Here is a 25,942-nt window from a genome sequence, read left to right on the forward strand (position 1 = left end):
CTTCAGGAGATTAGTCGGCCGGAGCGCCCACCGGTTTCGTCAGGAGGCTTACCTCTCGCACAGATGATCATTAAGAAAGTCTGAACGGACCCCGATCGGCGGCCGGTCCGGCGGATAGTGGACGCCTTCCCTGGAGGTGATCCATGCCAGTGGCCGACACCGCGCAGCCCCGGGCGTACGTCGTGATCGTCGTGGCCTCGGTGGAGCCGCGACCGCGACGCCCCCGCCGCCCGACCACCCGCCGTCCGCACCTGCCGATCCGTCCGCCCCGGTCACCACGGGCGCCGCGCCGCCGCCCGGTTTGAACCCGGACGGGCCACCGGGATCGGTATCGACGGGTATCGTCGGAACCCGGTTCCCGGCGGCCCGGAGGGCGCGATGACGCAGGATCTCCAGCTCGATTTCACCGACCCGGCGTTCCAGAACAACCCCCATCCGGTGTATGCGCAGATGCGCCGCACCGGCCCGGTCCGCCGGGTGAAACTGCCCAGCGGGCTGAACGCCTGGCTGATCACCCGTTACGACGACGCCCGGCGCGCGCTGTCCGACCCGCGGCTGTCCAAGTCGATGCTCGCGGTGGGGTCGGCCGGCGCCGGGCAATCCAACCTGACCACCCCGATCTCCCGGCACATGCTCGCCGTGGATCCGCCCGACCACACCCGCCTGCGCCGGCTCGTCTCGGCGGCGTTCACGGCCCGCCGCATCGAGGGCATGCGGCCGCGGATCGAGGAGATCACCACCGGACTGCTGGACGCGCTCGACGGCGAGCGGTCGGCCGACCTGATCGACGCCTTCGCGTTCCCGCTGCCCATCCAGGTGATCTGCGAGCTGCTCGGCGTCCCGGCCGAGGACCAGAACGCCTTCCGCGAGTGGTCCAACGTGATCGTCTCCGGCGCGCTAGCCGGCGACCGGCTGGCCCCGGCGATCACCGCGATGATCGAGTACATCTCCACGCTGCTCGCCGAGCGCCGCGAGCACGGCGGCGACGATCTGCTCACCGGCCTCATCCAGGTGCGCGAGGAGGGCGACCGGCTGTCCGCCGAGGAGCTGTCCTCGATGGTCTTCCTGCTGCTCATCGCCGGGCACGAGACCACCGTGAACCTGATCGGCAACGGCGTGTGGCTGCTGCTGCGCGACCGGGACCGCTGGGAGCGGCTGCGCGCCGACCGCACTCTGCTGCCCGCCGCGATCGAGGAGTTCCTGCGGTTCGAGGGGCCGGTCGAGACCTCCACGTTCCGGGTCGCCACCGAGCCTGTGGAGATCGGCGGTGTCACCATCGCGGCCGGTGACCCGGTGGTGGTGGTCCTGCTCTCGGCCAACCGTGACGGCGACCGCTTCCCGGACGCCGACGAGCTGCGCCTGGACCGCCCCAACAACGCCCACCTGGCCTTCGGGCACGGCATCCACTACTGCCTCGGCGCGCCGCTGGCCCGGCTGGAGGCGCAGGTCGCGTTCACCGCCCTGCTGGACCGCTTCCCCGACCTGCGGCTCGCCACCGACCCGGACGAGCTGCCCTGGCGTCCTGGCACCCTGCTGCGCGGCCTGCACCACCTGCCCGTACTCCTGTAGTTCCGGTGCCCGCACCGCCGTCTCCCGGCCCCCGGGAGACGGCGGCGCGATCCGGCTCTCCCGAGGCGACACCAAGGGCGCCCTCCGCAAGATCGAGGAGTTCCGTAGGAAGCTGCGGGACCTGCGTAAGGACGACGAGCTCAGCGGTGACGCGTCCAGCCTGCTCAGCCCGGGCGCCGAACAGATCACGGCGGCGCTGCGGGGCTGACCCGCGTCCAGGGATCACCTGTCCGGGGATGTGTTCGGCCTTCATCCGGTCGCCGCGGCGAGCCAAGCTTGATCCGTCAGGCCGAGCCGGAAGGAGCAGGGACATGGACCGGGCACAGCTCGCGGACTTCCTCCGCACCCGCCGGGAGTCGCTCCAGCCGGAGGACGTGGGCCTGGCGCGTGGCCCCCGGCGCCGCGCCGGCGGCCTGCGCCGCGAGGAGGTGGCCGCCCTCGCCGGGATGTCCGTCGACTACTACGGGCGGATCGAGCAGCAACGCGGCCCGGGGCCGTCGGAGCAGATGCTCGCCGCCCTGGCCCGGGCGCTGCACCTGAGTCTGGCCGAGCGGGACCACCTGTTCCGGCTCGGCGGGCATCCGGCACCGCAGCGGGTGTCCCGCGACGACCACATCGCCCCCGGGATGATGCGGATCATCGACCGGCTCGGCGACACCCCGGCCATGGTCATCTCCCGGTACGGCGAGACGCTGCTCCAGACCGCACCGGCCGTCGCCCTGGTCGGCGGCGAGACCCGGTTCACCGGACTGGCCCGCAGCTGCTGGTACCGCTGGTTCACCGACCCGGCCGCCCGGCGGCTCTACCCGGACGAGCACCACGAGCGGCAGAGCCGGATCTTCGCGGCGCAGCTGCGGGACGCCTACGCGGCGGTGCCGGAGAGCCGGGCCGGTCAGATCGTGGCCGCGCTGCTGGCGGCGAGTCCGGAGTTCACCGTGATCTGGGCCGAGCACGAGATCGGTCTGGCGCACACCGAACAGAAGACGCTGCTGCACCCGCAACTCGGCCCGCTCGACCTGTGGTGCCAGACCCTGCACGATCCGGGCCAGCTCCAGACGCTGCTGGTCTTCACCGCGGCGCCCGGCTCACCGAGCTACGAGAAGCTCCAGCTGCTCGCCGCCGTCGGCGCCTGACAAACCCCTTTTCCCGATCGAAAAGTACGAAGGAAGGCTTCGCCATGCCCAGAATCGCTCTGATCACCGGTGGCAACCGTGGACTCGGCCGGGCCACCGCCCTGACCCTGATCGAGGCCGGCATCGAGGTGATCTACACGCACCGCGGGGACCCCGGGGAGAAGATCGACGCGGTCGCGCTCCCGCTCACCGTCGGCGACCTGGGGTCGTACGCCGCTTTCGAGATCGAGCTGCGGCGGGTGCTCGCCGACCGGTACGACCGCACCGACTTCGACTTCCTGATCAACAACGCCGGTGTCGGCCACGCCGGTTCGATCGCCCAGACCCCGGTCGAGGTCTTCGACGAACTGCTCGACGTGCACTTCCGTGGCGTCTTCTTCCTGACCCAGCGACTGCTGCCGCTGATCGCCGACGGTGGGCGGATCGTCAACCTCTCCACCGGGCTGGCCCGGTTCACCGGCGACGGCGTGTATGCCGCCTACGCCTCGGTGAAGGGCGCCGTCGAGGTGTTCACGCGCTACCTGGCCAAGGAGGCCGGCCCGCGCCGTATCACCGCGAACGTGGTGGCGCCGGGACCGGTCGCCACCGACTTCGGCGGGGGAGCGCTGCGCGACGACGAGCAGGTCCGTGCCCACATCGGAGCGTTGACCGCGCTCGGCCGGGTCGGCGAGCCGGCCGAGATCGCCGGGGTGATCGCGGCCCTGCTCGGTCCGGGCGCAGGCTGGGTCACCGGCCAGCGGATCGAGGCCTCCGGCGGCATGCTGCTCTGACGCCGCCGGCCGGCCCGGGGGTCAGCTCACCCCGAGGTCGGCCATCCGGCGGATCTCGATGTCCTGCTCGATGGCGGTCTCCTTGGCCATCTTCGACAGCCGCTCCTCGGAGCCGCTCCGGAACAGGACGTTCACCATCTCGAGGGCACCCCGGTGATGGGTGGTCATCATCGCGACGAACCGGCGGTCGAAGTCGGCGCCGCGGGCCGCGGTCAGCTCGGCCAGGGCGGCGGTGGACTGCATGCCCGGCATGGTGGCGTGATCGTGGGCGGGGTCCGACTCGGGCTGCCCGCGGTCGCTCAGCCAGGTGCGGAGGATAGCGATCTCCGGCCCCTGGGCGGCGGTGATCCGGCTCGCGATGTTCTTCACGCCCTGATCCGCTGCCCGGTCGGGTACAAGATCTGCCATCTGGAGAGCCTGCGCGTGGTGGGCGATCATCATTTGGGCGTACGTGACGTCGGCCTTGTTGTACGGGGAGGCGTCGGGTGCCTGCACATGGTCGGAGTCGGTGACGGACGCCGACTCGCCGGGCCTGCCGGGCACCAGGACGCGCACCGGCGAGGAGGACACGGACGGCGCGGCCGCCGGCTTGGGATCATCGGTGGAGAACCGGGCGAAAAGGGCGAGTCCGACCGCGCCGAGAAGGACCAGGGTTGCGGCGGTCAGAGCCCATGCGCGGCGGTGTTGCATGTATTTCCTTTCCGGCAAGCGTCCCCATGAGAGGGTCACGACGACTATCGTAGCGATCGACATCGCTATCACCGGGGGTACTTGGCGACACGACTCGCCGTGCTTTTCCGGTGCCAGCCAGCCGGAAGCAGTGCGGAAGGATCTTCATGAGGCATCCTGCCCCACGAGGGCGGTTCAAGCGCCTGGCGAGTATCGGGGCGGCAGCGGTTCTGACCAGCTTTCTGGTCACCGCGCCTGCCCAGGCCGACCCGGCCACGATCCCGGGTGTGGACGAGATCGTCAGCAGCCCCAACATCAAGTTGATCGCCAACGAGCCCAAGACGGGCCCGTTCGCCCCGGAGAACGCCCTCAACAGCGACCTGGCCTTCCAGGGCAAATATGCGTTCGCCGGTAACTACAACGGCTTCACCGTCTGGGACATCAGCAACCCGAAGGACCCGGTCCAGGCCGTCCAGGTCCTCTGCACGGGCGCCCAGAACGACGTCTCCGTCTACGGGAACCTGCTGTTCCTCGGCACCGACTCGATCCGCAGTGACGACTCCTGCAACAGCGTCGGTGTGCCGAGCAGCGCGCCCGCCGAGACCCCGCGCTGGGAGGGTGTCAAGATCTTCGACATCAGCGACCCGCGCAACCCGAAATACGTCAAGGCGGTCAAGACCGACTGCGGTTCGCACACCCTGACGCTGGTTCCCGGCAAGGGCCGCGACCGCTCGGTGTACGCGTACGTGTCGTCGTACAACCTGGACGTCGTCGACCTGCCGAACTGCGCGCAGCCGCACGACAAGATCTCGATCGTCAAGGTTCCGCTGAAGAAGCCCGCCGAGGCGGCCCTGGTGTCGGCGCCGGTGCTCTTCCCGGACGGCGGCTTCCCCGGTGACGCGGACTCCCGCACCACCTCCGGATGCCACGACATCACGGCGTACCCGGAGAAGAACATCGCGGCCGGCGCCTGCATGGGTGACGGCGTGCTGCTGGACATCTCGAAGCCGGCCGCGCCGAAGGTCATCACGACCGTCCGCGACGCCGAGAACTTCGCGTTCTGGCACTCGGCGACGTTCAACAACGACGCCACCAAGGTGGTCTTCACCGACGAGCTCGGTGGTGGCGGCGGCGCCGAGTGTCTGCCGACGATCGGCAAGAACAAGGGCGCGGACGCGATCTACGACATCACCGGCAAGGGCAGCAAGCGCAAGCTCGAGTTCCGCAGCTACTTCAAGATCCCGCGGGACAACGCGCCGACCGAGAACTGTGTGGCCCACAACGGCTCGCTGATCCCGGTCAAGGGCCGCGACATCATGGTCCAGGCGTGGTACCAGGGCGGCATCTCGATCTGGGACTTCACCAACTCGCGCAAGCCGGTGGAGATCGCCTACTGGGAGCGTGGCCCGCTGAGCACGGAACGCCTGATCACCGGCGGCTCCTGGTCGGCGTACTGGTACAACGGCTACATCTACTCCAACGACATCCAGAAGGGCTTCGACGTTCTGGAGGTCAGCGACCGCCGTATCGACAAGGCGGAGCGGGAGAAGACGTGGCAGTTCAACCCGCAGACCCAGACCGACTACCGCAGGTACTGGTGATCTGAGGATCGGCTGACGAGCCGGTGTGACCTTTCGGGGTCACACCGGCTTCGTCGTGAGATGCCGTCGTTCGCGCTTGCGCTCGTACATGGCGGCGTCGGCCGCGCGCAGCAGACTGTCGCCGTCCCCGGGTTCGCCGGCCGAGACGCCGACGCTGGCGCCGACGGACAGCAGCATGCCACCGATCGGCATCGGCTCGGCGAGCACCGCGGTGATCCGCTCGGCCAGCCGGCCGGCGGCGGTGGCGCCGGTGCCGGGCAGCAGGACCGCGAACTCGTCACCGCCGAGCCGGGCGGCCAGTTCCCCGGCGCCCAGCAGTCCGGTCAGCCGCTGCGCGACCTCCTTCAGCACCTGGTCGCCGGTGTGGTGCCCGTGCCGGTCGTTGATCTCCTTGAAGCCGTCCAGGTCGATCAGCAGCATGCTGACCCGTTGCGTCGCGGCGTCCAGCCGGCGGTGCAGCAGCACCCGGTTGGCCAGCCCGGTCAGGGCGTCGTGGGTGGCCTGCCGTTGCAGCTCGTCGTGCAGGGCGCGGGCCTCGGTGGCGTCCCGGGCGTTGAGCACCACACCGCCGACGTTCGGGTTGCTTCCGAGGTCGGTGGTGACCACGTCGAGCCACCGGTACGAGCCGTCGGCATGCTGCCAGCGCACCTGGGTGCTGATCCCGGCGCCCGGGTGGGCCGCCAGCCGCTTCTCGAGGTCCGCCACGGTCGCCATGTCCGCCGGGTGGGTACGGTCGTGCAACGAGGTGCCCACCAGCTCACTGTCCGGCACCCCGAGCACCCGCAGGGCGGCCGGGCTGGCGTACTGGACGGTCGCGTCGTAATCGACGACGAGTGTCAGATCCGAGGTGTTCTGCACCAGGGCCCGGAAACGCTCGGCCTGCCCGTCGATCTCGGTGAGCAGCCGTTCGTTGTCGCGCAGCGCGGCCACCTGCCGGCCCAGCACCAGCGCGGTGATCACCACGGCGCCGATCGCGACACCCCACACCCGCAGGTCGACCTCGTCCTCCCGGAGCGAGACGACCAGCAGGATCTGGGTGGCGATCACGGCGAGGTAGGGCAGCCGGCTCGAGCGGCCGCCCATCCCGGTGGGCTGGTCCACGGCCAGCCGCCACACCTGTAGCTGCTGGAGCCGGAAGGCCGCCGAGGCCAGCACACACGGCAGCAGCTGGATGACGATGGTGCCACCGGGTCCGGGGTCGCCGACCAGCCCGAGTGCCACCGGCGCGGCGAAGGCGGTGCCGGAGACACCGACGGCGGCCGCGATCCCGGCTGAGCGGGTGAACGGGGCGGTTCCGCTGAGGATCAGTTTGAGCAGCCCGAACGTGATCAACAGCATCACCACGGCGGTGGCCGCGGCGCCCCAGCGGTCGGCTGCCTGCCGTCCGCTCAGGTCGGTGGCCAGCACGAAGTACCAGAGGAAGACCGCCACGCCGGTGAGGACCGTGGTCGCATCGAACCAGAGGCGCAACCGCTGCCGTCCGGCGCCACCGAGCGGGTGCCGCAGCATGGCGATGACGACGATCGTCATGCCGGTCACGATCAGGGCCGTCTGTATCGGGCTGACCGCGGTCCGCCCGGGATCCAGCAGGAGCAGGACGGTCTGGTAGCCGTCCCCCACCACACAGCCGGCGCAGGCGATCACGGCCGCCCTCCAGAACCGCCGGCCCACCGCCGACATGGCCGGGTGGGTGGCGGTGCGGAAGGTGAAGTAGGTGTTGGCCATGTCGATGCCGGTCTGGAGTCCCCAGGAGGCGGTCCGCTGGTCGCCGTGGCGCAGGAACCAGGGGACCAGGAGGATCCCGACGGCCACGAGACCCAGCAGGACCGGGTCGGTGACCACGGATCGCTTCGGCATGGCGGCTCCTGTCGGCGACAGCTCCGGATGGCTTCCGGGTCGGTACTGCCCATCGGCCGTCGCCGGGTGGAGGTGAGTGATCCGTTCCGGTCAGGGGGAGCCTGTGGGTGTGCAACCGATCACCGGCCGTCACCTGACCGGCCCTGACCTGCGGCGCGGCTGATCGGACAATCCACCACAATACGGTACGTTAGTGGACATGACGACGGGTCGGGGCAGTGCACTGCTGCGGTCGTTGCCCGTCCTTGTCGCCCTGGTTCTGACGTTGTTCGCGCCGGTGCCCGGCACTGTTGCGGCGTCCTCCGGCCCCGTGATCGCCTCTTGCGCGCGGACCGAGCCGGTGGCCCGTACCGCCGAGGCCGCATCGGCCGCCGTCGAACCGGACGCCGATCCGCCTGCCGCGACCTCTCCGGCCGCGGACCGCGCTCCCGCGCTGATCTCGCAGGACACCGCCCGCGCCGCGGTCTCCCGCGCACCTCCGCCCGCCGCCTGAGACCCCGCGGACGCCCGTCCGGGCGCCCGGGGCGACGCCTGCGCTGTGCGAACTCCCCCACGAGCGGACGGAACCCGCCATGAACATCCTTGCCGAGATGCTGCTGACCGAGCCCGCCCCGATGGCCATCTGGGCGGCACTGATGCTGCTCACCCTGCCCGCGCTGGTCGTCCTGGCCAATCCCGACGGCGTGCGCAACCCGGGCACCGCTCTGCTGGAGGCCGCGGACTTCGTGCGGCGGACCCGGCAGCGACGGGCCGAGCGGCGGGCTGCGGAGGCGGCCGAGGCGCAGGCCGCGGTGCGCTACGCGCTGGAGGTGCGGGTCGCGGCCGCGCAGGCGGCCGAGGCGGTCGACCGGTGGCAGGCGCACTGGCGGGCGGCCGCCGATCGGGTGGACGCCACGTGGGCGGCGTTCCGGGCGGCCGACGCGCGCCGGGTGCGCAGCCGGGCGGCGGCGTCCTTCGGCACGCCGTGGACACCCCGGGACCCCGCGGAGTACGCCGCCCGTGAGCGGTTCCTGCACGACGCGGTGCGCGCCGCCGTGTCCCGCGCCGAGCTGCCGGGGTCGGCGTCGGCGGACGTCCTGGCCGGCCGTGCCGGGTGGGACCCGCGACTGCACCCGGCCGAGCAGGAGGTCGTCCTGCACCGGGCGTGTGCGGACTATCTGCGGCGGGTGCACCGGGCCGCGGTCACCGCCGAGCGGGCCGCCTGGCACGACATGGAGCTGGCCCGCAGTGGCCGGGACAGTCTGCGACGGGAGGCGGAGCTCGCCGAGGCGCGGGTGGCGACCTGGCCGATCTTCATCATGGCTGCGGGTGACTCACCGCTCACTGTCGGAAACCGTGCTCACCGGCTGTCCCCGATCCACTCCGGAAATGGATGACGGAGACTATTTCACGTTTCTGGAATGCGTGATCGCCCGATCGCTGGACGCGACCGGGCGATGCCTTCCGGGTGCACATCGTGAAAGTCCGGGCTCAGCTCGGGGCTTCCATCGCTGCGCACCTATCGGTAGGCTTTCACGAAACGATGTCGAATTCGCCGTCCTTGGCCGAGTCCACGAAGGCGGTCCACTCCGCCGACGTGAACATGAGGGCCGGTCCCATCCGGTCCTTGCTGTCACGGACGGCAATTCTCTCGTCGAGGAATGCGACCTCGACGCAGTTGCTGCCGCCGGTTCCGTTACTACGGCTGCCCTTCTTCCAGACAGCTCCGTTGATTTGGTGCGCGAGCAACTCAAGCACCTCCCTTCGATGTGAGATTTCTTCGGGAGTGCTAAGCGACGAGCAGACTCTCGATCATCTTGATAGTCGTGCGATGGTCGAGCGCCATGGCGCTCAATCGCTCGAACTCCTGCCGATACCAGTCAACCATGTCTGGTTGTTCCTCGTACAAGTCTCCCGCAAGACCTTCCATATAAACAACATCCAAATGGGTGGTCTCTCGGAACTCCAAAAGCGCCGCCGGCCCGCTCAGGAAGGGGTGGGCACCAGCGGTGAAGGGCAGTATCTGCAGGAAAACATTTGGCAATTTAGCTATCTCGATTAAATGGCGAAGTTGATCGGCCATGACCTCTCGATCGCCGATCACCCGGTGCAGCGCACCCTCGTCCATGAACGCCGACAATTCCAGCGGGCGATCGCTGGTAAGCCGCCCCTGACGGGTTTGGCGCAACGCGATCCGCCGGTCGATGTGCTCCTCGGGGTCGGTGGGCCGACCGCTTCTCATCAGTGACCGCATGTAATCGGGCGTCTGAAGAAGGCCGGGAATCAGCACCGGCTCCCAGGTGCGCATCGCCGACGCGGCGGCCTCCAGGCCCACGAAGTTGCCCGGGCGCATGATGTCGCGGTAGTCGGTCCACCAGGTGCGCTCGCGGGACTGACGGGCCAGCTCGACCAGCGCCTCGCGCATCGTCTGATCCCGCACGTTGTAGAGGGTGAGCAGGTCACGGACATCCCGCGGGGTGACCGCGACCCGCGCGGTCTCGATGCGGGTCACCTTGGCGGAGTGCCACTCGAAGTGCCGGGACACGTCCTGTTGTGTGAGGCCGGCGGCTTCCCGGCATCGTTTGAGCTCCGCCCCGAGTCGGCGGCGGCGCAGCGTCGGACCCTCTATATCGGACACCTGGACTCCCTACGGTCCTGATGAAGTCGATATTACGACCGCTACCTCGTGATCCCGGAACCCCATTCAAGATCGCGATTACCGAGAGATCAAAATACCGCGAGGACTGAATAAGAAGTCTAGTCCTTCTTGTATTGACCTTGGTGTTGGGTACATGATGCTGCGGACATCGAGTTCTGTCTTGTTTCCTACATTCCTAGGTAAAAGATCATTGGAACTTGCGTCTAAGGGGCGTGGACGGAGTGTTGGCTGACCAGTATTACCTGATCGCACACGAGGACCGGACCGGGCGGTCACGTCTGCATCCTCGTGCGACCGGCCTGGGGCTGGCTGCCGCATTACTCGCGGAGTTGGTCCTCGAAGGCCGCATCGCCGTCAACGACGGCGACCTGCACATCCTGGACCGGCGCCCACCTCGTGACGCTCTCAACCACGACATCCTCGACCTCCTCAACGCCCAGCCACAGCACCGCGACATCCGTACCTGGCTCGCCTTTCTCGCGCAGGACTCGGCACTGCGGGTCGCGGAGCGGCTGATGCGGGTCGGCGCCGTCGAGCTGGTCACCCGGCGCCGGATGCTCGGCACCACCCAGACCCTCTACATGCCCAACACCGCCCGGCAGCGCAACGCCGCCGCGTGGGCCTCCACCCGGGTGGCGAACATGCTGGTCCGCGGGATGGAGCTGAACGTCACCGACCGGATGCTCGTCGGGCTCGTCGTCTCCACCGGGCTGACGCGGCACGTGATGTACGGCTTCGAGAACTACCCGCACATCTACCACGCACTGCCCAGCATGATCGCCTCGTTGCCCGGTGATCTCCGGGAACTGGTCGAGTGCACCGAGGCCCTCGTCGGGTCCGCACTGGCGGTCGGTCGGCGGTGAGCCCGGGACGGCATCAACGACGACGGGACAACGTCGACCGCTGGGCCGGCACGATGCTGAACGAGCTGAACCGGGAGGCGGCCGCCAAGCGTGGCGGCCCCGGTTCGGACATCATCAGCGCGGCCCTGGCCAACAACCGGCTCGGCGTCTCGTCGGTGGTCTTCTTCGGCGTCGCCGGAGCCGCCCCGCTCACGGTGATCATCGGAGCCATCACGACGGTCTACGCGGTGGTCGGCAACACCGCGCTGCCACTGGTGTACATCGTCGTCGCGGCCATCCTGTCGATCTTCACGGTCGGTTTCGTGGCGATGAGCCGGCACATCGTCAACTCGGGGGCGTTCTACTCGTACATCAGTCATGGTCTCGGCCGGGAGCTCGGCGTCGCGGCGGCCTTCGTGGCCCTGCCGGCGTACGCGATGATGCAGATCGGTCTCTTCGGTCTGTTCGGCGTGGTCGCGGCCGGCATCCTCGGCTCGCTCGGGCTGGCCGTTCCCTGGGTGGCCTGCGCCCTGGTCGCCTGGGGACTGATCGCGGTGCTCGGCATGCTCTGGGTCGACCTGAGCGGCAAGGTCCTCGGCGTCCTGCTGATCGCCGAGATCGCCGTGGTCCTGGTCTACGACCTGGTGATGGTGGCCAACCCGCGCGACGGCGAGGTCAGCGTCGCCATGCTCAACCCGGCGCAGCTGCTGACACCCGAGGTCGTCGCGATGATGGTGCTCGCGATCGGCGGGTTCACCGGGTTCGAGGCCACGGTGGTGCTCTCCGAGGAGGCCAAGGACCCGAAACGGACCATCTCCCGGGCGACCCACCTCGCGGTGCTGCTCGCCGGCCTGATGTGCGCGGTGTCCGCGTGGGCGATGTCGGTCGGCGCCGGTCCCGGCCGGATCGTGGCCGACGCCCAGCGGGAGGAGACGAACCTGGTCTTCAGCCTGGTCAGTCCACACGTACCCGACGTCATGATCACCATCGGCTATCTGCTCTTCATGACCAGTATCTTCGCGGCGCTGCTGGCCTTCCACGCGGCGGTCTCCCGCTACCAGTTCGCCCTCGGCCGCGAGCGGATGCTGCCGAGCCGGTGGGGTTACACCCACCCGCGGACCGGTGCGCCGGTGGTCGGCTCGATCACCCAGAGCGTGCTGTCCCTGATCGCGATCCTGGCCTACTGGTTCACCGGGGCCGACCCGCTGGTGCAGCTCTTCGGCTACCTCACCGTCGTCGGCGGCCTGGGCGTGCTGATCCTGATGTGGGGCACCTCGGCAGCGGTGATCGCCTTCTTCGTGCAACACCCGAGACTGGAGAACGTGTGGCGGGGCCGGGTCACGCCGGTCATCGCGTTCTTCCTGCTCAGCATCATTCTGTTCGCCACCGTGGTGGGGCTCGGCGACGTCCTGGGACTGGCCGAAAACTCCATCTTCAACTGGGCCTTCGCGGCCGGTTACGCGGTCCTGGCGGTGCTCGGCGCCGGCTGGGCGGCGATCGTCCGATACACCAAGCCGGATGTGTACGCGGTGATCGGCCGCGGTGTGGAACGGCGGACCGTCTTCGAGTTCCCGGAGCCACCCCGGCCGCACTCGCACTCGACGGCCTTCCAGGACCACTATTCGACGACCAGCTCAGGTAGGGACTCCCGATGACGTACGCCATCCAGGAACTCGTGATCCGCCATGTGTCGCCGTTCGACACCGAGGAGATCACCGACCTCGTGGCCGAAGCGATGTGGGACGGCCCGGTCGCCCGCTGGCTGCATCCGGACGCCGCCGCGCGCCGGCGTCTGTCACCCGGCTACTTCGAGATCTTCGTCGAGTACGCGCTCCAGTACGGCGAGGTCTACAGCACCGCCGACGCCGACGACGGCCGGATGTGCGGGGTCGCCCTCTGGTTCCCGCTCACCGCGATGATCCCGCCGCCGATGGACTACGAGCGCCGGGTCAAGGAGGCGTCCGACACGGCCTTTCATCGCGTGCAGCAGCTGGACGCGGCCCTGGAGGCGGAACACCCCCTGGAGCCGCATCACTACCTGGCCTTCCTCGCGGTCCGGCCGGGCCGCCAGAACGAGGGCATCGGCAGCGCGCTGCTCGGCCGCCACCACGCCCGCCTGGACCGGGCCGGGATTCCCGCCTATCTGGAGGCCAACGACCCGCGTAACCGCGATCTGTACCTCCGGCACGGATACCAGGTCCGGTCCGTGATCGACCTTCCCGACGGGCCACCGCTCTGGGCCATGTGGAGGGCGCCTATGCGCCTCAGCTGAAGGCCTACGCGGCGGCCGGGAACTCGTAGATCCAGAACGACTGCTGGTCCAGGCACTCGGCGCGCATCGCGCCACCGGACAGCCGGCGCAGCATCAGCCGGACCACCCGGCCGAAATTGCGTTCGTCGTCGTTGTACCGGCAGTAGTCGATCCCGATCATCCCGTTCCTGGCGGCGGCGGTCTGCTGCATGGCCGTCACCAGTTCGGAGAAGGCCCGGGTGTCACGGGCCTCGGTGCCGACCGCGGCGAACCCGACGTACCAGATGCGCTTCTCGGCGTACATCTCCGGCCATCGGCGCTCGAAGTATTCCGGCGCGATCAGCGGGACCGCGTAGAGGTCGTTGGTGAACGTGGACAGACCACAGAGCTTGCCGTCGTCGTTGAGGCAGAGGTACTTGTCGACTCTCGGGTCGCGCATGACCTCTTCGAACTCTGACCGATACATCAGGTGACGTTGCACGGCGAGGGAGCGGAGGTCGCGGAACGCGCCTTCATAGAGTTCCCAGGCTGCCTTGTGCATCTCATCGTCGGTGATCTGGTCGATGATCTTGACAAGCATGGCTGCTCCCCGCTTCATCGTACTCAAGGCGATCGATGATGTTGGGATTTAGAGTACGAAGGGTTTTGGCGTCGCGACAATATGTAGTCGCGGAAATTGTGTGCCAATCCTGATTGGAGGTACGCCGTTCGAAACAGCCAGTATGCAACTTGCATAGTTGCAGGTAGACGGCCACATCCCACCCGTTCGAACCCTTGTCGCAGTTCTGCGCCGGACGCAGGTTAATCGGTTCACTCGAAGCGCATGATTCGGTGAGTCAGCCTTTTAGTGGAATGCACCGAGTACTAGCCTCCGTGCATGGAACGTCGTGTGTTCGCCTTTTTGCCGAATGGTCGGCGCGCGACGAGGGATCACCCTTCGACGACGCAGCGGGTGATCGGTGCGGGCCGCACGGGCCGGGCCGTCCGGGCGAAGAGAGCGTCCCCCCTCTTGCCGGGGCGGCCCGTTCATCGATTGACATAGTTTGACGTCCATACATAGTCTGCCCAGATCAGAGCGGGAGCGCTCCCAGCTTGCTCCCTCCCCGCGTGTCCTCCTAGGAGCGTCATGTCGCGACTGCTCGGCAGATTGCTCGTCCTCGTCCTGCTCGCCACCGGCCTGTCCGCGGCCGCCCCGGCAGGCGCGCGAGAGCCCGTTCGCACCCCCGCCCAGGCCGTCGCCGCCATGCAGCCCGGCTGGAACCTCGGCAACACCTTCGACGCCACCGGCGCCGACGAGACGTCCTGGGGCAACCCGCGGGTCACCCGCGAACTGCTCGCCGGCATCCGGGACCAGGGCTTCAACAGCATCCGCATCCCGGTCACCTGGGGACAGCACCAGGCGGCCGACCACACCATCGACCCCGCCTACCTGGCGCGGGTCCAGGAGGTCGTCGGCTGGGCGCTGGACGAGGGCTTCTACGTGATGATCAATATTCATCACGACTCGTGGCAGTGGATCGCGACCATGCCCACCGACCACGACAACGTGCTCGCCCGCTACAACGCCATCTGGACCCAGGTCGCCGCCGCCTTCCGGGACGCGTCGCCCCGCCTGGTCCTGGAGAGCGTCAACGAACCCCAGTTCTCCGGAAGCAGCGGCGACGCCCAGAACTACGCCCTGCTCGCCGAGCTGAACACGTCGTTCCACCGCATCGTGCGCGCCAGCGGCGGCGGCAACACCACCCGCCTGCTCGTCCTGCCCACCCTGCACACCAACGCCGACCAGGGCCGCCTCGACGCCCTCACCGCCGAGTTCACCGCACTCGACGACCCCCACCTGATCGCGACCGTGCACTACTACGGCTACTGGCCGTTCAGCGTCAACGTGGCCGGCGGCTACCGGTTCGACGCGACCGCCCAGGCCGAACTGCTCGGCACTTTCCAGCGCCTGCGCGACTCGCTGATCAGCAAGGGCATCCCGGTCATCCTCGGCGAATACGGCCTGCTCGGCTTCGACCGGCACACCGGGACCATCGAACAGGGCGAGAAGCTCAAGTTCTTCGAACTCTTCGGCCACCAGGCCCGCACGAGCCGGGTCACCACGATGCTCTGGGACAACGGCCAGCACTTCGACCGTACCGCCGGGATCTGGCGCGACACCGAACTGTTCGGGCAGATCGCGTCCAGCTGGCGCACCCGCTCCGGCACCGCGGCGAGCGACCTGCTGTTCGTCCGGCGCGGCGCCCCGGTCACCGCACGGACCATCACCCTCAACCCCAACGGCACCGGCTTCACCCACGTCCGGCTCGGCGCGACGACCCTGCGCCGCGGTCCCGACTACCAGGTGTCCGGCGATCAACTCACCCTCAGCGCGGGGTTGCTGTCCCGACTGACCAAGGCCGAGGGGTACGGGGTGAAGGCCTCCCTGTCCCTGCGGTTCTCCCGGGGCGTCCCGTGGCGGCTGGACATCGTCGCCTACGACAGTCCGGTCGTGTCCGCCGCCACCGGGACGACCGCGGCGTACGCCGTACCCACCGTCTTCAACGGTGACCGGCTCGCCACCATGACCGCCACCTACGCCGACGGCGGCAACGCGGGCCCGCACAACTGGACCCCGTACAAGGAGTTCGACCGTGCCTTCGCCCCCGACTACGCAGCCGGCACGATCAAGCTGACCCCGGAGTTCTTCGCCGAGGTCACCGACGGCGCCCCGGTCACGGTGACGTTCGTCTTCTGGAGCGGTGACACCGTCACCTACCGGATCACCCGCACCGGCGACTCGGTCACCGGAACTCCGGCCTGACCCCGGCCCCCGGGCGGCGGCGACGGTCGGGCCACCGTCTCCGCCGCCCGGTTCTCATCCGGCCGCCCGGCGCTTGTCCAGCGCGCCGGGTCCTGGTCAGGCCGCCCCGTCCTTGATCAGTGCGCCTGGTCCTTGTCGAGCCGCCCGCCTTTCGTCGGACCGCCAGGTTTTCCTCAGTCGGACCGCCGGGTTCCCGTCAGTCGGACCGCGGGTTCCCGTCAGTCGGACCGCCAGGTCTTCGGCAGTCGGACCCGCCAGGCTCTCGTCAGGACGTGGCCAGGCGGAGGCCGAGGGCTACCAGGACGGCGCCGGTGACGGCGTCCAGTGAACGGCGCACAGCCGGCCGGGACAGCACCCGGCGCAGCGCGGCCACCAGGTTGGCGACCACCACGAACCAGGCGATCGTCACGGCCACCGCGACCATCGACAGCAGCAGGACGTCACCGGTCGTGCCCTCCACCGGTGCGAACTGCGGCAGCACGGCCACGAAGAAGACGCCACACTTCGGGTTCAGCACGTTGGTCAGCAGACCGTCGCGGAACGAACCCCACAGACGCCCCTCGACACGCCCGGCCAGCGACTCGTCCGGCCCCGGGCCGCCGCGCCGGGCGGCGAGCAGTGCACTCACCCCCAACCACAGCAGGTACGCCGCACCGGCCAGCTTGACCACGGTGAACGCGACGGCCGACGCCGTGAGCAGAGCGGCCACCCCGACGGCGGCCGCCACCGACCACACGAACATGCCGGCCGCCACCCCGACCGCAGCGACCATCCCGTGCCGCCGCCCCGCCACCACCGAGCGACGCACCACGACGGCGAAGTCCGGCCCCGGCGACGCCGCCGCCAGCCCGATCACACCCGCGAACGCCAGCGCCTGCCCCACATCACTCATGCCCCGATCCTCACCCGCCCCGCCGATCCCCGGCGACCCCGCCCCAGTTCCCGCAGACCTGTTCGTCACCGACCAGCTGGCCCCCACCGCTGCCTCACGCCCTTCAAAACAGCGGTGAGAACCAGCCGAAAAGATCCAGCTGGCCGTCACCGCTGTCTCACGCCCTTCGAAACAGCGGTGGGAACCAGCCGAAAAGATCCAGCTGGCCGTCACCGCTGTCTCACGCCCTTCGAAACAGCGGTGGGAACCAGCCGAAAACATCCAGCTGGCCGTCACCGCTGTTTCGCGGCGTTTGAGGCAGCGGTGGGAGCCAGCCGGGAAGGTCTGGCTGGCTGTCACCGCTGTTTCGCGGCGTTTGAGGCAGCGGTGGGAACCAGCCGGGAAGATCCGGCTGGTCGTCACCGTTGTCTCGCGGCGTTTGAGGCAGCGGTGAGGGCCAGCTGGGTGTGGTCGGGCGGTGTGCGGGGTGGTTCTGTTGCGGGTCTTGGGTGAGTGGTGGCCGGAGGGCCGGAGGAGCGGGGGTGGTCAGTCGGTGAAGGACAGGGAAGTCACGGTTAGACCGGGGTGTCCGAAGAGGACGAAGAGAGCGTGTTTGCCGGTCAGCGGGGGGATGGGGGCGGTGGTCTCGCCGGGGGCTTCGGCGGGCAGGGTGGCCAGGATCTCGCCGGTGAGCGGGTCGTCCAGGCGCAGCACGATCGTGGCCCCGCTGTCGCCGGTGGCGAGTCGGACGGTCACCCGGGAGACGGCCCGGTCGAAGTCGATGTCGTCGAAGACGGCCCATGCGGTGGCGTCTTCGCTGCGGAGGGCCTCGCCGGGATCGGTGGGGATGGACACGGGGGTCGTTCCGGCGTACCCATCGTTGTCGATCATCCGGAGGACGGATCTCGGGGAGCGGGCCGGAATGCTCTCGCCGCGCACGCGCAGCGTCGTGGTCCGGCGCCAATCGGCGCTGGACGAGCCGACGGCCAGGGTGTGCGTGGCGTCCTCGATCACCCAGCGGGAACGGGTGACGTCCCAGAACGCCAGGTCGGCGGCGGGGAGCAGCAGTTCCACCGTGGACCGTTCGCCGGGAGCGAGGCGCACGTGCCGGTGACCGCGCAGGCGGCGCAGCGGCTGCTTGACGCGGGAACTCTGCTGGCGGGTGTAGAACTGCACGATCTCCACGCCGGGACGGTCGCCGACGTTGATCACGTCGACGCTGACCGTCACCTCGCCGTCCGGGTCGATCGTGTCCGCCGTGACGTGCAGGTTCTCGTAGGCGAAGCGGGTGTAGGACAGTCCGTGGCCGAACGGGAACAGCGGCGTGCCGCGGAAGTAGAGGTAGGTGGCGTCGCTCGCGATGATGTCGTAGTCGAGTAGCTCGGGAAGTTCGGCGGCGTCGGTGTACCAGGTCTGGGTGAGCCGGCCGGCCGGGTCGACGGGTGCGCCGGTCCGGTCCGTGCCGAACAGCACGTCGGCGAGACCGGTCCCGTGCTCCTGGCCGCCGTGCGCCGACCACAACAATGCCGGCAGATGGTTCCGGGCCCAGCCGATCGCGTACGGGTAACTGCTGGTCAGCGCCAGCACGGTCCGGGGATTGGCGGCGTGCACGGCGTGGAGCAGCGCATCCTGGGTGCCGGGCAGGTTCAGGTCGCGGCGGTCCTCGGTCTCCCGGCCGGCCACCAGCGGATGGTTGCCGAGGGCCAGCACCACGACGTCGGCCTCCGCGGCCAGTGCGGCGGCGCCGGCCACCCCGTCGACGAGCAGGTCCACGGTGAAGACGGTCGCGTCGGCGGCGGTCTCGGCGGCGGTACGGACCAGACCGTCCTCGCCGGCTACCAGGTAGCGGCGGCTCTGCACATGCCGGATGGCCACGCCGTCGTCGGCCGGCTCCAGCCGGAACGTCTCCCGGACCTCCCAGCCGTGGGGGCCGGGACGGTCACTGACCAGCAGATGAGACTCGGGGCCGAGCCCTTCCGCCCCGACGAACCCGCCGCCCGTCGCGGTGCCGGCCTCTGTCACGGTGGTGCGTGTCCTGGTCGGCACCGATCGCAGGGAGATCGTCTCCTCGCCCCAGTCGAACACGTCGAAGAGGGCGGCGTCCGGGATGTCGTCGGCCGCCCGTACCCGCAGGGGGCCGTCGCCCGCCACGAGCAGGCCGGACGCGCAGCGCAGCGCCACCCGGTCGACGCCCTCGTGGAAGAGCACCGCATCGGTGCCGAGCCGGTCGGCGAGGGCGGCACGCAGGGTCCGGCGGTACGGGGGAGTGCCGCTGTACCAGTCGTCGAACGTGGTGTCGCCGAGCGGGCCGATCACCGCCACCCGGCCCACGACGGCGGGGTCGAGCGGCAGGATCCCGTCGTTGCCGAGCAGCACGACCGAGGCGCGGGCGGCCTCCCGGGCCAGCGCGCGATGCTCGGGGCAATCGATGACCTCGGGACCGATGTTGCGGTACGGGTCCTCGTCCGGGTTGAACTCGCCGAGCCGGACCCGTACCGAGAGGATGTGCCGGACCGCCGCGTCCACGTCGGACTCGGTGATCAGCCCGCGTTCCAGCGCCGTGGCGAACGATCTCTCGGACAGCGGCCCGGGCTCGGTCACGCAGTCGATGCCGACCCGCAACGCGGCCGCGAACCCGGCCGGATGGTCGTCGAAGATCTGCTGGTCACCGGCGAGGTTCTGCACCGCGTAGGCGTCGCCGACCACCATCACGTCGTCTTCGCACCAGCCTCGCAGCACCTCGTTTATCAGCGGGCTCAGGTGGGTGGGCCGACCGTTGATCAGGTTGTAGGACGCCATCACGGCGACCGCGGCCCCGGCGGCGATGGCCGGCCGGAACGCGGGCAGTTCATATTCGTGCAGCACCCGCGGCGGCATGTTGCTCGACGTGAGACAACGATCGGTCTCGTTGTTGTAGGCGAGGAAGTGCTTGAGGGTGGGCGCGGTGCGCAGCCGGCGCGGATCGTCACCGCGCAGCCCCTCCGAGTACGCCGTGCTCAGCACCCCGGTCAACCACGGGTCCTCGGCGTAGCCCTCCTCGTTGCGGCCCCACCGCGGGTCGCGCAGCAGGTTGACGACCGGCGCCCAGACGTTGAGCCCGACCTTCTCCGGGTCGCGGTGGTGCATGGCCCGTACCTCGGTGCCGACCGCTGTCCCGACCCGGCGCAGCAGGTCCGGATCCCAGCTGGTGGCTAGCCCGACTGCCTGGGGGAAAGCGCTTGCCGTTCCGAGCCAGGCGACGCCGTGCAGAGCTTCGGTTCCGGTGCGGAACGACCCGATTCCCAGCCGGGGGACGGCGGCCTGGTGCTGATGCAGGAGGGCGATCTTCTCCGCCAGGTCGAGCCGGCCCAGAAGGTCGGACACCCGTGCGGCGAGCTTCTGCTGCGGGTCGCGAAAGACGATGCGAGAGGGGGATTCGGTCACAACGTGTTCCTTCGGGCCAAGCCGTGTCGTCGAAGCGCTTCGACAGCGCGGCGGAAGAAGCCTCCGCGAGTGGTTTCGCGAATGTTTCGGACGGAGTTCCCTGAGGCTCGCACCACAGTTACGCCTCGGTCAAGGCGCTGCGGGCATGTTTGGTCATCGATTGTTACCGCGGATCCGCCGCCGCCCGGCTGGTCGGAGTCCACTTCGCCCGCATTGACCCCGGCGCATGCAACGGGTCGGTCCGCATCGGACCTGCGCTGCCGCCGGCCGCCGGTGGATGGGGGACCAGCGGTGGTCGAGGGGGTGGGACGGGCATTCCGGCGAGGAGAGACCGACGGTGGTCAGAGGGAGGCGGGGCCAGCGTCGCCGGGAGGACGGAGAGGCGGTGCTCAGAGGGGGCGGGGCGGGCGTCGCCGGGAGGGCGGAGCGGCGGTCGTCAGGGGGCGGCGGGCAGGGCCCCGGTGTCGATGCGGTCCAGGTGGGAGACCGCTCCGCCCAGGGCGGCGGCGTGCAGGCCCAGTGTGGAGGCGGTCAGGCGGGCACCGCCGGCGGCCGGGGCCAGGGTGTTGCGGGCCAGTTCCGCCTCGGCGGCCGGCAGGATCCACTCGGCCAGCGCGGCGTAGTGGTCGCCGAGCACGATCACCTCGGGGTTGACCAGGTTCGCCAGGAGGGCGAGACCCTGACCGAGGTGGCACCCGGTGTCCCGCAGCGCGGTCAGCACGCCGGTGTCGCCGGAGCGGGCCAGGGCGGCGACCTGGTCGACGGCGGGTGCCAGGTCGGCCAGGGCCGCCGGGTCGAAACCGGGCAGGGCCTGCCGGACCAGTTGTTCGATCCCGGCCAGGTCGGCGAGGGTCGGTGAGCCGGCCGGGCCGAGGCCGAACCGTCCGATCTGGCCGGTGAATCCACGGGAGCCGCGCAAGAGACGGCCGCCGACGACGATGCCGGCCTCGATCCCGGCGGCGCCGCTGACGTACGTCAGATCGTGTGCCGGATGACCGCCGTGCCGCAGCTCGGCGACCGCGGCGAGGCCCGCATGGTTGGCGACGGTGACGTCCAGGTCGGGCTGGCGCAGCGAGCCGGAGAGCAGGCCGCGCAGGTCCACGTCGGACCAGCCGAGTGACGGCGACAGCCGGACCGTGCCGCCGTCGGTGACCAGGCCGGGCACCGCCACGGTGAGGCCGAGGACCTGGCGGCCCTGCCGGCGCACCCGGGTCGCGGCCCGCTGAGCCAGCGCGGCCACCGCACTGATCGCCCGCCCGGGACCGATGGCGGAACCGATGGCCGGGCCGTCGGGAGTGCCGCTGCCGGGGCCGCCGTCGAATTGCCGGTGCCAGAGCAGGAGCTGGTCGCCGGCGAAGTCGACGGCGAGCGCGGTGAGGTGGTCGGCGGCGACCTGGAGGCCGATCGCGGCGTACGCCGAACCGTCCAGCGCCAGCGCGGTGCCGGGCCGGCCGATCCGGTTGCCGCTCAGGCCGGTCTCGCGCAGCAGGCGCTGCTCGATCAGGGCGCCGGTCAGGCTGGAGACGGTGGCCTTGTTGAGCCCGGTCGACGCGGCGATGGAGGCGCGTGAGCTGGGCCCGTTGGCGCGCAGGTGCCGCAGCACCACGGCCAGGTTGGTGGCGCGCACGTCGGTGAAGTCGGCCGGTTGTGGGTCGGCCCGGGTGGTCTTCACATCAAGCCCCGCTCTCGGCGCGTCGCGTGCTGTCCGCCTGGTCATCTTGCCGCATCACCGCGGTTCGTCGTCTCCCCTGATCGGCGCCTGACGGTGGGTGCGCTCCCATTCGATGCTTGTCGGCTCGGCACCACGTCAGTTAGCTTGTCTTCGATGTACTTAGTTTAGACGCTAACCAAACTAAACCCATAACGGAAGGGTGGTGCGCCGTGGCGAATACGCTTCCGGGCGCGTCGACGAACAGGCGGAACTTCCTCGGGCTGGTCGGCCTCGGCGCCGCATCCCTGGCGGGCGGCGGAGCGCTCGCGGGCTGTAGCAAGGACCCGAGCGCCAAGGGCACGGCGACCAACGCCCAGCAGGCGGCCGGGCTGGTTCCCCAGTTCAAGGACTCCACCCTGATCCAGCCGGACGTCAAGGGCATCCGCCCGATGGCGGACGGTTACGTCAAGTACCCCACGTCGCTCGTCGACGCCGTCTCCGAGAAGCCGATCACCAGCGGCAAGCCGATCACCGCGACCACCCCGTGGTGGGGTCCGGCGCCGCCGGCCGGGAACAAGCTGAACGAGGCGGTCAACGCCGATCTCGGCGGTGCCGTCAACTTCAGCATCCAGGACGGCAACACCTACGGCGACAAGCTCAACACCATGCTCGGCGCCCGGGACGTGCCGGACCTGACGTGCATCCCGGGCTGGGAGGTCAACAAGCTGGCCCGGTTCTCCGAGGGTGTGCACGCCCTCTTCGAGGACCTGACCCCCCACCTGGCCGGGGACAAGGTCAACGCGTACCCGCTGCTCGCCGGCCTGGACACCGCGGCCTGGCAGGACTCGGTGTGGGGCGGCAAGCTGATGGGCGTCCCGTTCCCCACCGACGCGCCGTACCCGTCGGTGCTGTTCGTCCGCAAGGACGTCATCGACGAGCGGGGTGTCGCCGCGCCGACCACCCTGGACGAGCTCTACGAGTTCGGCAAGAAGATGACCAACGCCGACAAGGGCGAGTGGGCCTTCGGCGACGTCTGGTGGGAGGTGCAGCAGATCTGCGGTGCCGGCGGCTCGGAGAACGGCTGGCTGAAGGCCGCCGACGGCAAGGTCGTGAACCGCATGGAGCTGCCCGAGTACAAGCGGGCCGTCGAGTTCATGGCCCGGCTCTACGCCGAGAAGCTCATCCACCCGGAGATCGCGGCCAGCAAGGGCGGTGACGTCACCACCCTGTTCAAGGGCGGCAAGATCTTCATGTACGCGACCGGCGGCGGTTCCTGGAAGGAGACGTGGCGTCCGGCCGTGCAGGTCAACCCGAAGTTCAACATGCAGGCCGTGAAGGTGTTCGGCGCGGACAAGGGACAGAACCCGGTGCGCTGGCGGACCCGCCCGTCGATCCTCTGGACGTTCGTCAAGAAGGGGCTCGGCCAGGAGCGTACCCAGGAACTGCTGCGTGTCCTGAACTACACCGCGGCGCCGTTCGGCACCAAGGAGTGGGAGCTGCAGAACTACGGGGTCGAGGGCACGCACTTCAAGCGGGACGCGAGTGGCTCGCCGGTCACCAACGATCTGTGGGTCAAGGAGTTCGCCAACCAGTTCGTCTTCCTCGGCGGGCGGCCGCCGGTCGTCGTCGGCGGCCCGGACATCCCGACGTACGCCGCGGACTTCGTGAACTGGGGTAACGACGCCTCGAAGTACCTCGAGACGAACCCGTGGGACGGCATCAAGGTGGAGACGCCGACCCAGATGGCGGCCATCGCGCAGCCCACCGAGGACAAGATCACCGACATCCTGCGGGGCCGTACGCCGATCAGCGACTTCGACAAGGTCGTCTCGGAATGGCGGGCCGCCGGTGGCGACGCGGGCCGTGACTTCTACGCCAAGGTCCTGGCTGACAACGGGCGATGAGCGCGCCACCCGTCGCCGAGCCGCGCACCGCGGTGACGGCGAAGAAGAAGGCCAAGGCGGTCCCGCGGCAGCAGCTGTCCTTCGGGCAGCGGCTGCGGCGGGACTGGCCGCTGCTGCTCATGTGCGTCCCGGCGATGGTGCTGCTGCTGGTGTTCCACTACGTGCCGGCGCTCGGCAACGTCATCGCCTTCCAGGACTACAACCCGTTCGTCGGCGACGATCCGCTGGAGGCGTTCCTCTACAGCGAGTGGATCGGGTTCGGCAACTTCGAGTACCTGTTCAAGACCCAGGCGTTCTGGGACTCGGTGATCACCACGCTGTCGATCACGGCGTTCCAGCTGCTGTTCTACTTCCCGATCCCGATCGCGCTGGCCGTCCTGCTGAACAGCATCCTGTCGCCGAAGATCCGGGCGCTGGTGCAGAGCGTCGTCTACCTGCCGCACTTCTTCAGCTGGGTGCTGGTGGTGTCGCTGTTCCAGATGATGCTCGGCGGGGCGGGGCTACTCGCGCAGACGTTGCGGCAGGCCGGCTACACACCGCCGGAGATCATGACCAACCCGGACACCTTCATGTTCCTGATCACCTCGCAGGCGGTCTGGAAGGACGCCGGCTGGGGCATGATCGTCTTCCTGGCGGCGCTCGCGGCCATCGATCCCGCGCTGTACGAGGCGTCCGCCGCGGACGGGGCCGGCCGGTGGCGGCGGATGTGGCACATCACCCTGCCCGGCCTGCGGTCGGTGATCGTGTTGCTGCTGATCCTGCGGCTGGGTGACGCGCTCAACGTCGGCTTCGAGCAGTTCGTGCTGCAACGGGAGATGGTCGGCCGGGAGGCGGCCGAGGTGGTCGACACCTACGTCTACTACCAGGGCATCGCGGTCCAGCAGTGGGGTGTCGGCGCGGCCGCCGGCCTGTTCAAGGCGGTGGTCGGGATCCTCCTGATCGTGGGGGCCAACAAGATGGCGCACCGCTTCGGCGAACAAGGGATCTATTCGAAGTCATGAGCGCAGACACGACAGTCCGGCCCCGGCGCAACACGCTGCGGCCGGTGTGGGAGGAGCAGCCGTCGCTGCTCGGCCAGTTCGGCAAGGGCACGATCCTCACCGTCGTGGTGGCGGTCGTGCTGGTGCCGCTCTGGGTGGTCGTGGTCACCAGCCTGTCGTCCGAGAAGACGATCAACAGCGCCGGTGGGTACGTCTTCATCCCCCGGGAATTCAACCCGTCCGCGTACGTGGTGATCTTCTCGGGTGGGCAGATCACCGACGCGATCCTGGTGAGCACGATCGTGACGGTCGCCGGCACGGCCCTCAGTCTGGTCGTCACGGTGCTCGCCGCGTACGGCCTGTCCCGGCCCGGCACCCTCGGGCACAAGCCGATCCTGTTCTACTTCCTGCTGACGTTCCTGATCTACCCCGGCATGATCCCGAGCTATCTGGTGGTCACCGGCCTGGGATTGAAGGACAACCTGCTGTCGCTGATCCTGCCGACCGCGATCAGCGCGTTCAACCTGGTGGTGCTGCGGGCGTTCTTCATGAGCATCCCGGGGGAGTTGTACGACAGCGCCCGGATGGACGGCGCCGGCGAACTGCGCATCCTGACCCGGATCGTGCTGCCGCTCTCCAAGGCGGTGACCGCGGTGGTCGGGCTGTTCTACGCGGTCGGCTACTGGAACGCGTTCTTCAACGCCATCCTCTACATCGACCGGAACGACCTCCAGCCGGTCCAGCGGGTGCTCCAGCAGTTCATCCTGGCCGGTCAGTCCCCGTCGACGTCGGGTGCGGCGGTCGCGATCCCGGGTCTCGGCTCGTCGGTCCCGCCCAGCCTGGCGATCAAGATGGCCGTCGTGGTCGTGACGATCGTGCCCGCGCTGATCATCTATCCGTTCGTCCAGCGTCACTTCACCAAGGGCGTCATCATCGGAGCGGTGAAGGGCTAGATCAATACAGGCTGGCTCCCACCGCTG

The 25,942-nt window shown here is 69.4% G+C and carries 21 protein-coding genes; 13 read left to right on the forward strand and 8 right to left on the reverse strand.

Features of this window, described 5'->3' with window-relative positions; translation table 11 throughout:
- The first annotated feature begins 378 nt into the window (after positions 1 to 378).
- From BC793_RS23010 to BC793_RS23020, 3 genes are all read left to right on the forward strand, one after another.
- Positions 379 to 1,569: a cytochrome P450 family protein gene (locus BC793_RS23010; protein ID WP_203896344.1), complete on the forward strand. Its 1,191-nt coding sequence runs from the start codon at positions 379 to 381 to the stop codon at positions 1,567 to 1,569.
- 311 nt (positions 1,570 to 1,880) lie between these two features.
- Positions 1,881 to 2,702, forward strand: coding sequence for a helix-turn-helix transcriptional regulator (locus BC793_RS23015; RefSeq protein WP_109595501.1), 822 nt, complete (start codon positions 1,881 to 1,883; stop codon positions 2,700 to 2,702).
- 44 nt (positions 2,703 to 2,746) lie between these two features.
- Positions 2,747 to 3,472 (forward strand): SDR family NAD(P)-dependent oxidoreductase, encoded by a 726-nt coding sequence (locus BC793_RS23020; RefSeq protein WP_109595503.1) that lies wholly within the window; start codon positions 2,747 to 2,749, stop codon positions 3,470 to 3,472.
- A 21-nt stretch (positions 3,473 to 3,493) separates the two neighbouring features.
- Here the strand turns inward: BC793_RS23020 and BC793_RS23025 are convergent, their stop codons facing one another.
- Positions 3,494 to 4,162, reverse strand: coding sequence for a DUF305 domain-containing protein (locus tag BC793_RS23025; protein WP_109595505.1), 669 nt, complete (start codon positions 4,160 to 4,162; stop codon positions 3,494 to 3,496).
- Positions 4,163 to 4,308: 146 nt separating this feature from the next.
- Here BC793_RS23025 and BC793_RS23030 point away from each other — a divergent pair, with 146 nt between their 5' ends.
- Complete coding sequence (locus tag BC793_RS23030; protein WP_109595507.1) at positions 4,309 to 5,742, forward strand: hypothetical protein; 1,434 nt, start codon at positions 4,309 to 4,311, stop codon at positions 5,740 to 5,742.
- A gap of 39 nt (positions 5,743 to 5,781) precedes the next feature.
- Here the strand turns inward: BC793_RS23030 and BC793_RS23035 are convergent, their stop codons facing one another.
- Entirely contained in the window at positions 5,782 to 7,599 is a 1,818-nt protein-coding gene (locus BC793_RS23035; RefSeq protein WP_109595509.1) for a diguanylate cyclase domain-containing protein, read from the reverse strand.
- 199 nt (positions 7,600 to 7,798) lie between these two features.
- Between BC793_RS23035 and BC793_RS23040 the strand changes: the two genes are divergently transcribed.
- Together BC793_RS23040 and BC793_RS23045 are read left to right on the forward strand one after the other, a co-directional pair.
- Positions 7,799 to 8,092: a hypothetical protein gene (locus BC793_RS23040; protein WP_109595511.1), complete on the forward strand. Its 294-nt coding sequence runs from the start codon at positions 7,799 to 7,801 to the stop codon at positions 8,090 to 8,092.
- Positions 8,093 to 8,171: 79 nt separating this feature from the next.
- Positions 8,172 to 8,975 (forward strand): hypothetical protein, encoded by an 804-nt coding sequence (locus BC793_RS23045; protein WP_109595513.1) that lies wholly within the window; start codon positions 8,172 to 8,174, stop codon positions 8,973 to 8,975.
- A gap of 136 nt (positions 8,976 to 9,111) precedes the next feature.
- Here the strand turns inward: BC793_RS23045 and BC793_RS23050 are convergent, their stop codons facing one another.
- A complete protein-coding gene (locus BC793_RS23050; RefSeq protein ID WP_373871248.1) occupies positions 9,112 to 9,336 on the reverse strand; it encodes a DUF397 domain-containing protein in 225 nt (74 codons plus the stop codon).
- A gap of 31 nt (positions 9,337 to 9,367) precedes the next feature.
- Positions 9,368 to 10,216, reverse strand: coding sequence for a helix-turn-helix domain-containing protein (locus tag BC793_RS23055; protein ID WP_109595515.1), 849 nt, complete (start codon positions 10,214 to 10,216; stop codon positions 9,368 to 9,370).
- A gap of 242 nt (positions 10,217 to 10,458) precedes the next feature.
- Here BC793_RS23055 and BC793_RS23060 point away from each other — a divergent pair, with 242 nt between their 5' ends.
- The 3 genes from BC793_RS23060 to BC793_RS23070 are packed head-to-tail and all read left to right on the forward strand — an operon-like array spanning position 10,459 to position 13,351.
- Entirely contained in the window at positions 10,459 to 11,100 is a 642-nt protein-coding gene (locus BC793_RS23060; protein WP_170167267.1) for a GOLPH3/VPS74 family protein, read from the forward strand.
- Positions 11,101 to 11,153: 53 nt separating this feature from the next.
- Complete coding sequence (locus BC793_RS23065; protein ID WP_109595520.1) at positions 11,154 to 12,734, forward strand: APC family permease; 1,581 nt, start codon at positions 11,154 to 11,156, stop codon at positions 12,732 to 12,734.
- Positions 12,731 to 13,351, forward strand: coding sequence for a GNAT family N-acetyltransferase (locus tag BC793_RS23070; protein ID WP_109595522.1), 621 nt, complete (start codon positions 12,731 to 12,733; stop codon positions 13,349 to 13,351). The genes BC793_RS23065 and BC793_RS23070 overlap by 4 nt, the downstream gene beginning before the upstream one ends.
- Positions 13,352 to 13,355: 4 nt before the next feature.
- Here BC793_RS23070 and BC793_RS23075 read toward each other — a convergent pair whose 3' ends face one another.
- The gene (locus BC793_RS23075) at positions 13,356 to 13,910 is read right to left on the reverse strand and encodes a hypothetical protein (protein ID WP_109595524.1); all 555 of its coding nucleotides are present in this window, start codon (positions 13,908 to 13,910) and stop codon (positions 13,356 to 13,358) included.
- A gap of 546 nt (positions 13,911 to 14,456) precedes the next feature.
- Here BC793_RS23075 and BC793_RS23080 point away from each other — a divergent pair.
- Positions 14,457 to 16,133 carry a cellulase family glycosylhydrolase gene (locus BC793_RS23080; RefSeq protein ID WP_109595526.1) on the forward strand — a complete coding sequence of 559 codons (1,677 nt, stop codon included), beginning with the start codon at positions 14,457 to 14,459 and terminating at the stop codon, positions 16,131 to 16,133.
- Positions 16,134 to 16,398: 265 nt separating this feature from the next.
- On the opposite strand, the gene BC793_RS23085 is transcribed toward BC793_RS23080, so the two are convergent.
- The 3 genes from BC793_RS23085 to BC793_RS23095 all read right to left on the reverse strand — a co-directional run bounded on the left by BC793_RS23085 (position 16,399) and on the right by BC793_RS23095 (position 22,099).
- A complete protein-coding gene (locus BC793_RS23085) occupies positions 16,399 to 17,025 on the reverse strand; it encodes a LysE family translocator (protein ID WP_109595528.1) in 627 nt (208 codons plus the stop codon).
- Between the two features lie 525 nt (positions 17,026 to 17,550).
- Positions 17,551 to 20,427, reverse strand: coding sequence for a glycoside hydrolase family 3 protein (locus tag BC793_RS23090; RefSeq protein WP_239170268.1), 2,877 nt, complete (start codon positions 20,425 to 20,427; stop codon positions 17,551 to 17,553).
- 436 nt (positions 20,428 to 20,863) lie between these two features.
- Positions 20,864 to 22,099 carry an ROK family protein gene (locus tag BC793_RS23095; RefSeq protein ID WP_239170267.1) on the reverse strand — a complete coding sequence of 412 codons (1,236 nt, stop codon included), beginning with the start codon at positions 22,097 to 22,099 and terminating at the stop codon, positions 20,864 to 20,866.
- Between the two features lie 209 nt (positions 22,100 to 22,308).
- Here BC793_RS23095 and BC793_RS23100 point away from each other — a divergent pair, with 209 nt between their 5' ends.
- Genes BC793_RS23100 through BC793_RS23110 form a run of 3 tightly spaced genes read left to right on the forward strand, consistent with a single transcriptional unit; the run spans position 22,309 to position 25,915 of the window.
- Complete coding sequence (locus BC793_RS23100) at positions 22,309 to 23,982, forward strand: extracellular solute-binding protein (protein ID WP_109595532.1); 1,674 nt, start codon at positions 22,309 to 22,311, stop codon at positions 23,980 to 23,982.
- Positions 23,979 to 24,983 (forward strand): ABC transporter permease, encoded by a 1,005-nt coding sequence (locus BC793_RS23105; protein ID WP_109595534.1) that lies wholly within the window; start codon positions 23,979 to 23,981, stop codon positions 24,981 to 24,983. Before BC793_RS23100 ends, BC793_RS23105 begins: the two co-directional genes overlap by 4 nt.
- On the forward strand, positions 24,980 to 25,915 hold the full coding sequence (locus BC793_RS23110) for a carbohydrate ABC transporter permease (protein ID WP_109595536.1): 936 nt from the start codon (positions 24,980 to 24,982) through the stop codon (positions 25,913 to 25,915). The genes BC793_RS23105 and BC793_RS23110 overlap by 4 nt, the downstream gene beginning before the upstream one ends.
- Positions 25,916 to 25,942 lie beyond the last annotated feature (27 nt).

Origin of the sequence: Actinoplanes xinjiangensis (assembly GCF_003148685.1) — a bacterium.
Lineage (GTDB): Bacteria > Actinomycetota > Actinomycetes > Mycobacteriales > Micromonosporaceae > Actinoplanes > Actinoplanes xinjiangensis.

Excerpts from the sequence above, each read along its gene's own strand:
- BC793_RS23010 (WP_203896344.1), top strand. The coding sequence starts at position 379 with ATGACGCAGGATCTCCAGCTCGATTTCACCGACCCGGCGTTCCAGAAC.
- BC793_RS23015 (WP_109595501.1), top strand. The coding sequence starts at position 1,881 with ATGGACCGGGCACAGCTCGCGGACTTCCTCCGCACCCGCCGGGAGTCG.
- BC793_RS23020 (WP_109595503.1), top strand. The coding sequence starts at position 2,747 with ATGCCCAGAATCGCTCTGATCACCGGTGGCAACCGTGGACTCGGCCGG.
- BC793_RS23025 (WP_109595505.1), bottom strand. The coding sequence starts at position 4,162 with ATGCAACACCGCCGCGCATGGGCTCTGACCGCCGCAACCCTGGTCCTT.
- BC793_RS23030 (WP_109595507.1), top strand. The coding sequence starts at position 4,309 with ATGAGGCATCCTGCCCCACGAGGGCGGTTCAAGCGCCTGGCGAGTATC.
- BC793_RS23035 (WP_109595509.1), bottom strand. The coding sequence starts at position 7,599 with ATGCCGAAGCGATCCGTGGTCACCGACCCGGTCCTGCTGGGTCTCGTG.
- BC793_RS23040 (WP_109595511.1), top strand. The coding sequence starts at position 7,799 with ATGACGACGGGTCGGGGCAGTGCACTGCTGCGGTCGTTGCCCGTCCTT.
- BC793_RS23045 (WP_109595513.1), top strand. The coding sequence starts at position 8,172 with ATGAACATCCTTGCCGAGATGCTGCTGACCGAGCCCGCCCCGATGGCC.
- BC793_RS23065 (WP_109595520.1), top strand. The coding sequence starts at position 11,154 with ATGCTGAACGAGCTGAACCGGGAGGCGGCCGCCAAGCGTGGCGGCCCC.
- BC793_RS23070 (WP_109595522.1), top strand. The coding sequence starts at position 12,731 with ATGACGTACGCCATCCAGGAACTCGTGATCCGCCATGTGTCGCCGTTC.
- BC793_RS23075 (WP_109595524.1), bottom strand. The coding sequence starts at position 13,910 with ATGCTTGTCAAGATCATCGACCAGATCACCGACGATGAGATGCACAAG.
- BC793_RS23080 (WP_109595526.1), top strand. The coding sequence starts at position 14,457 with ATGTCGCGACTGCTCGGCAGATTGCTCGTCCTCGTCCTGCTCGCCACC.
- BC793_RS23085 (WP_109595528.1), bottom strand. The coding sequence starts at position 17,025 with ATGAGTGATGTGGGGCAGGCGCTGGCGTTCGCGGGTGTGATCGGGCTG.
- BC793_RS23105 (WP_109595534.1), top strand. The coding sequence starts at position 23,979 with ATGAGCGCGCCACCCGTCGCCGAGCCGCGCACCGCGGTGACGGCGAAG.
- BC793_RS23110 (WP_109595536.1), top strand. The coding sequence starts at position 24,980 with ATGAGCGCAGACACGACAGTCCGGCCCCGGCGCAACACGCTGCGGCCG.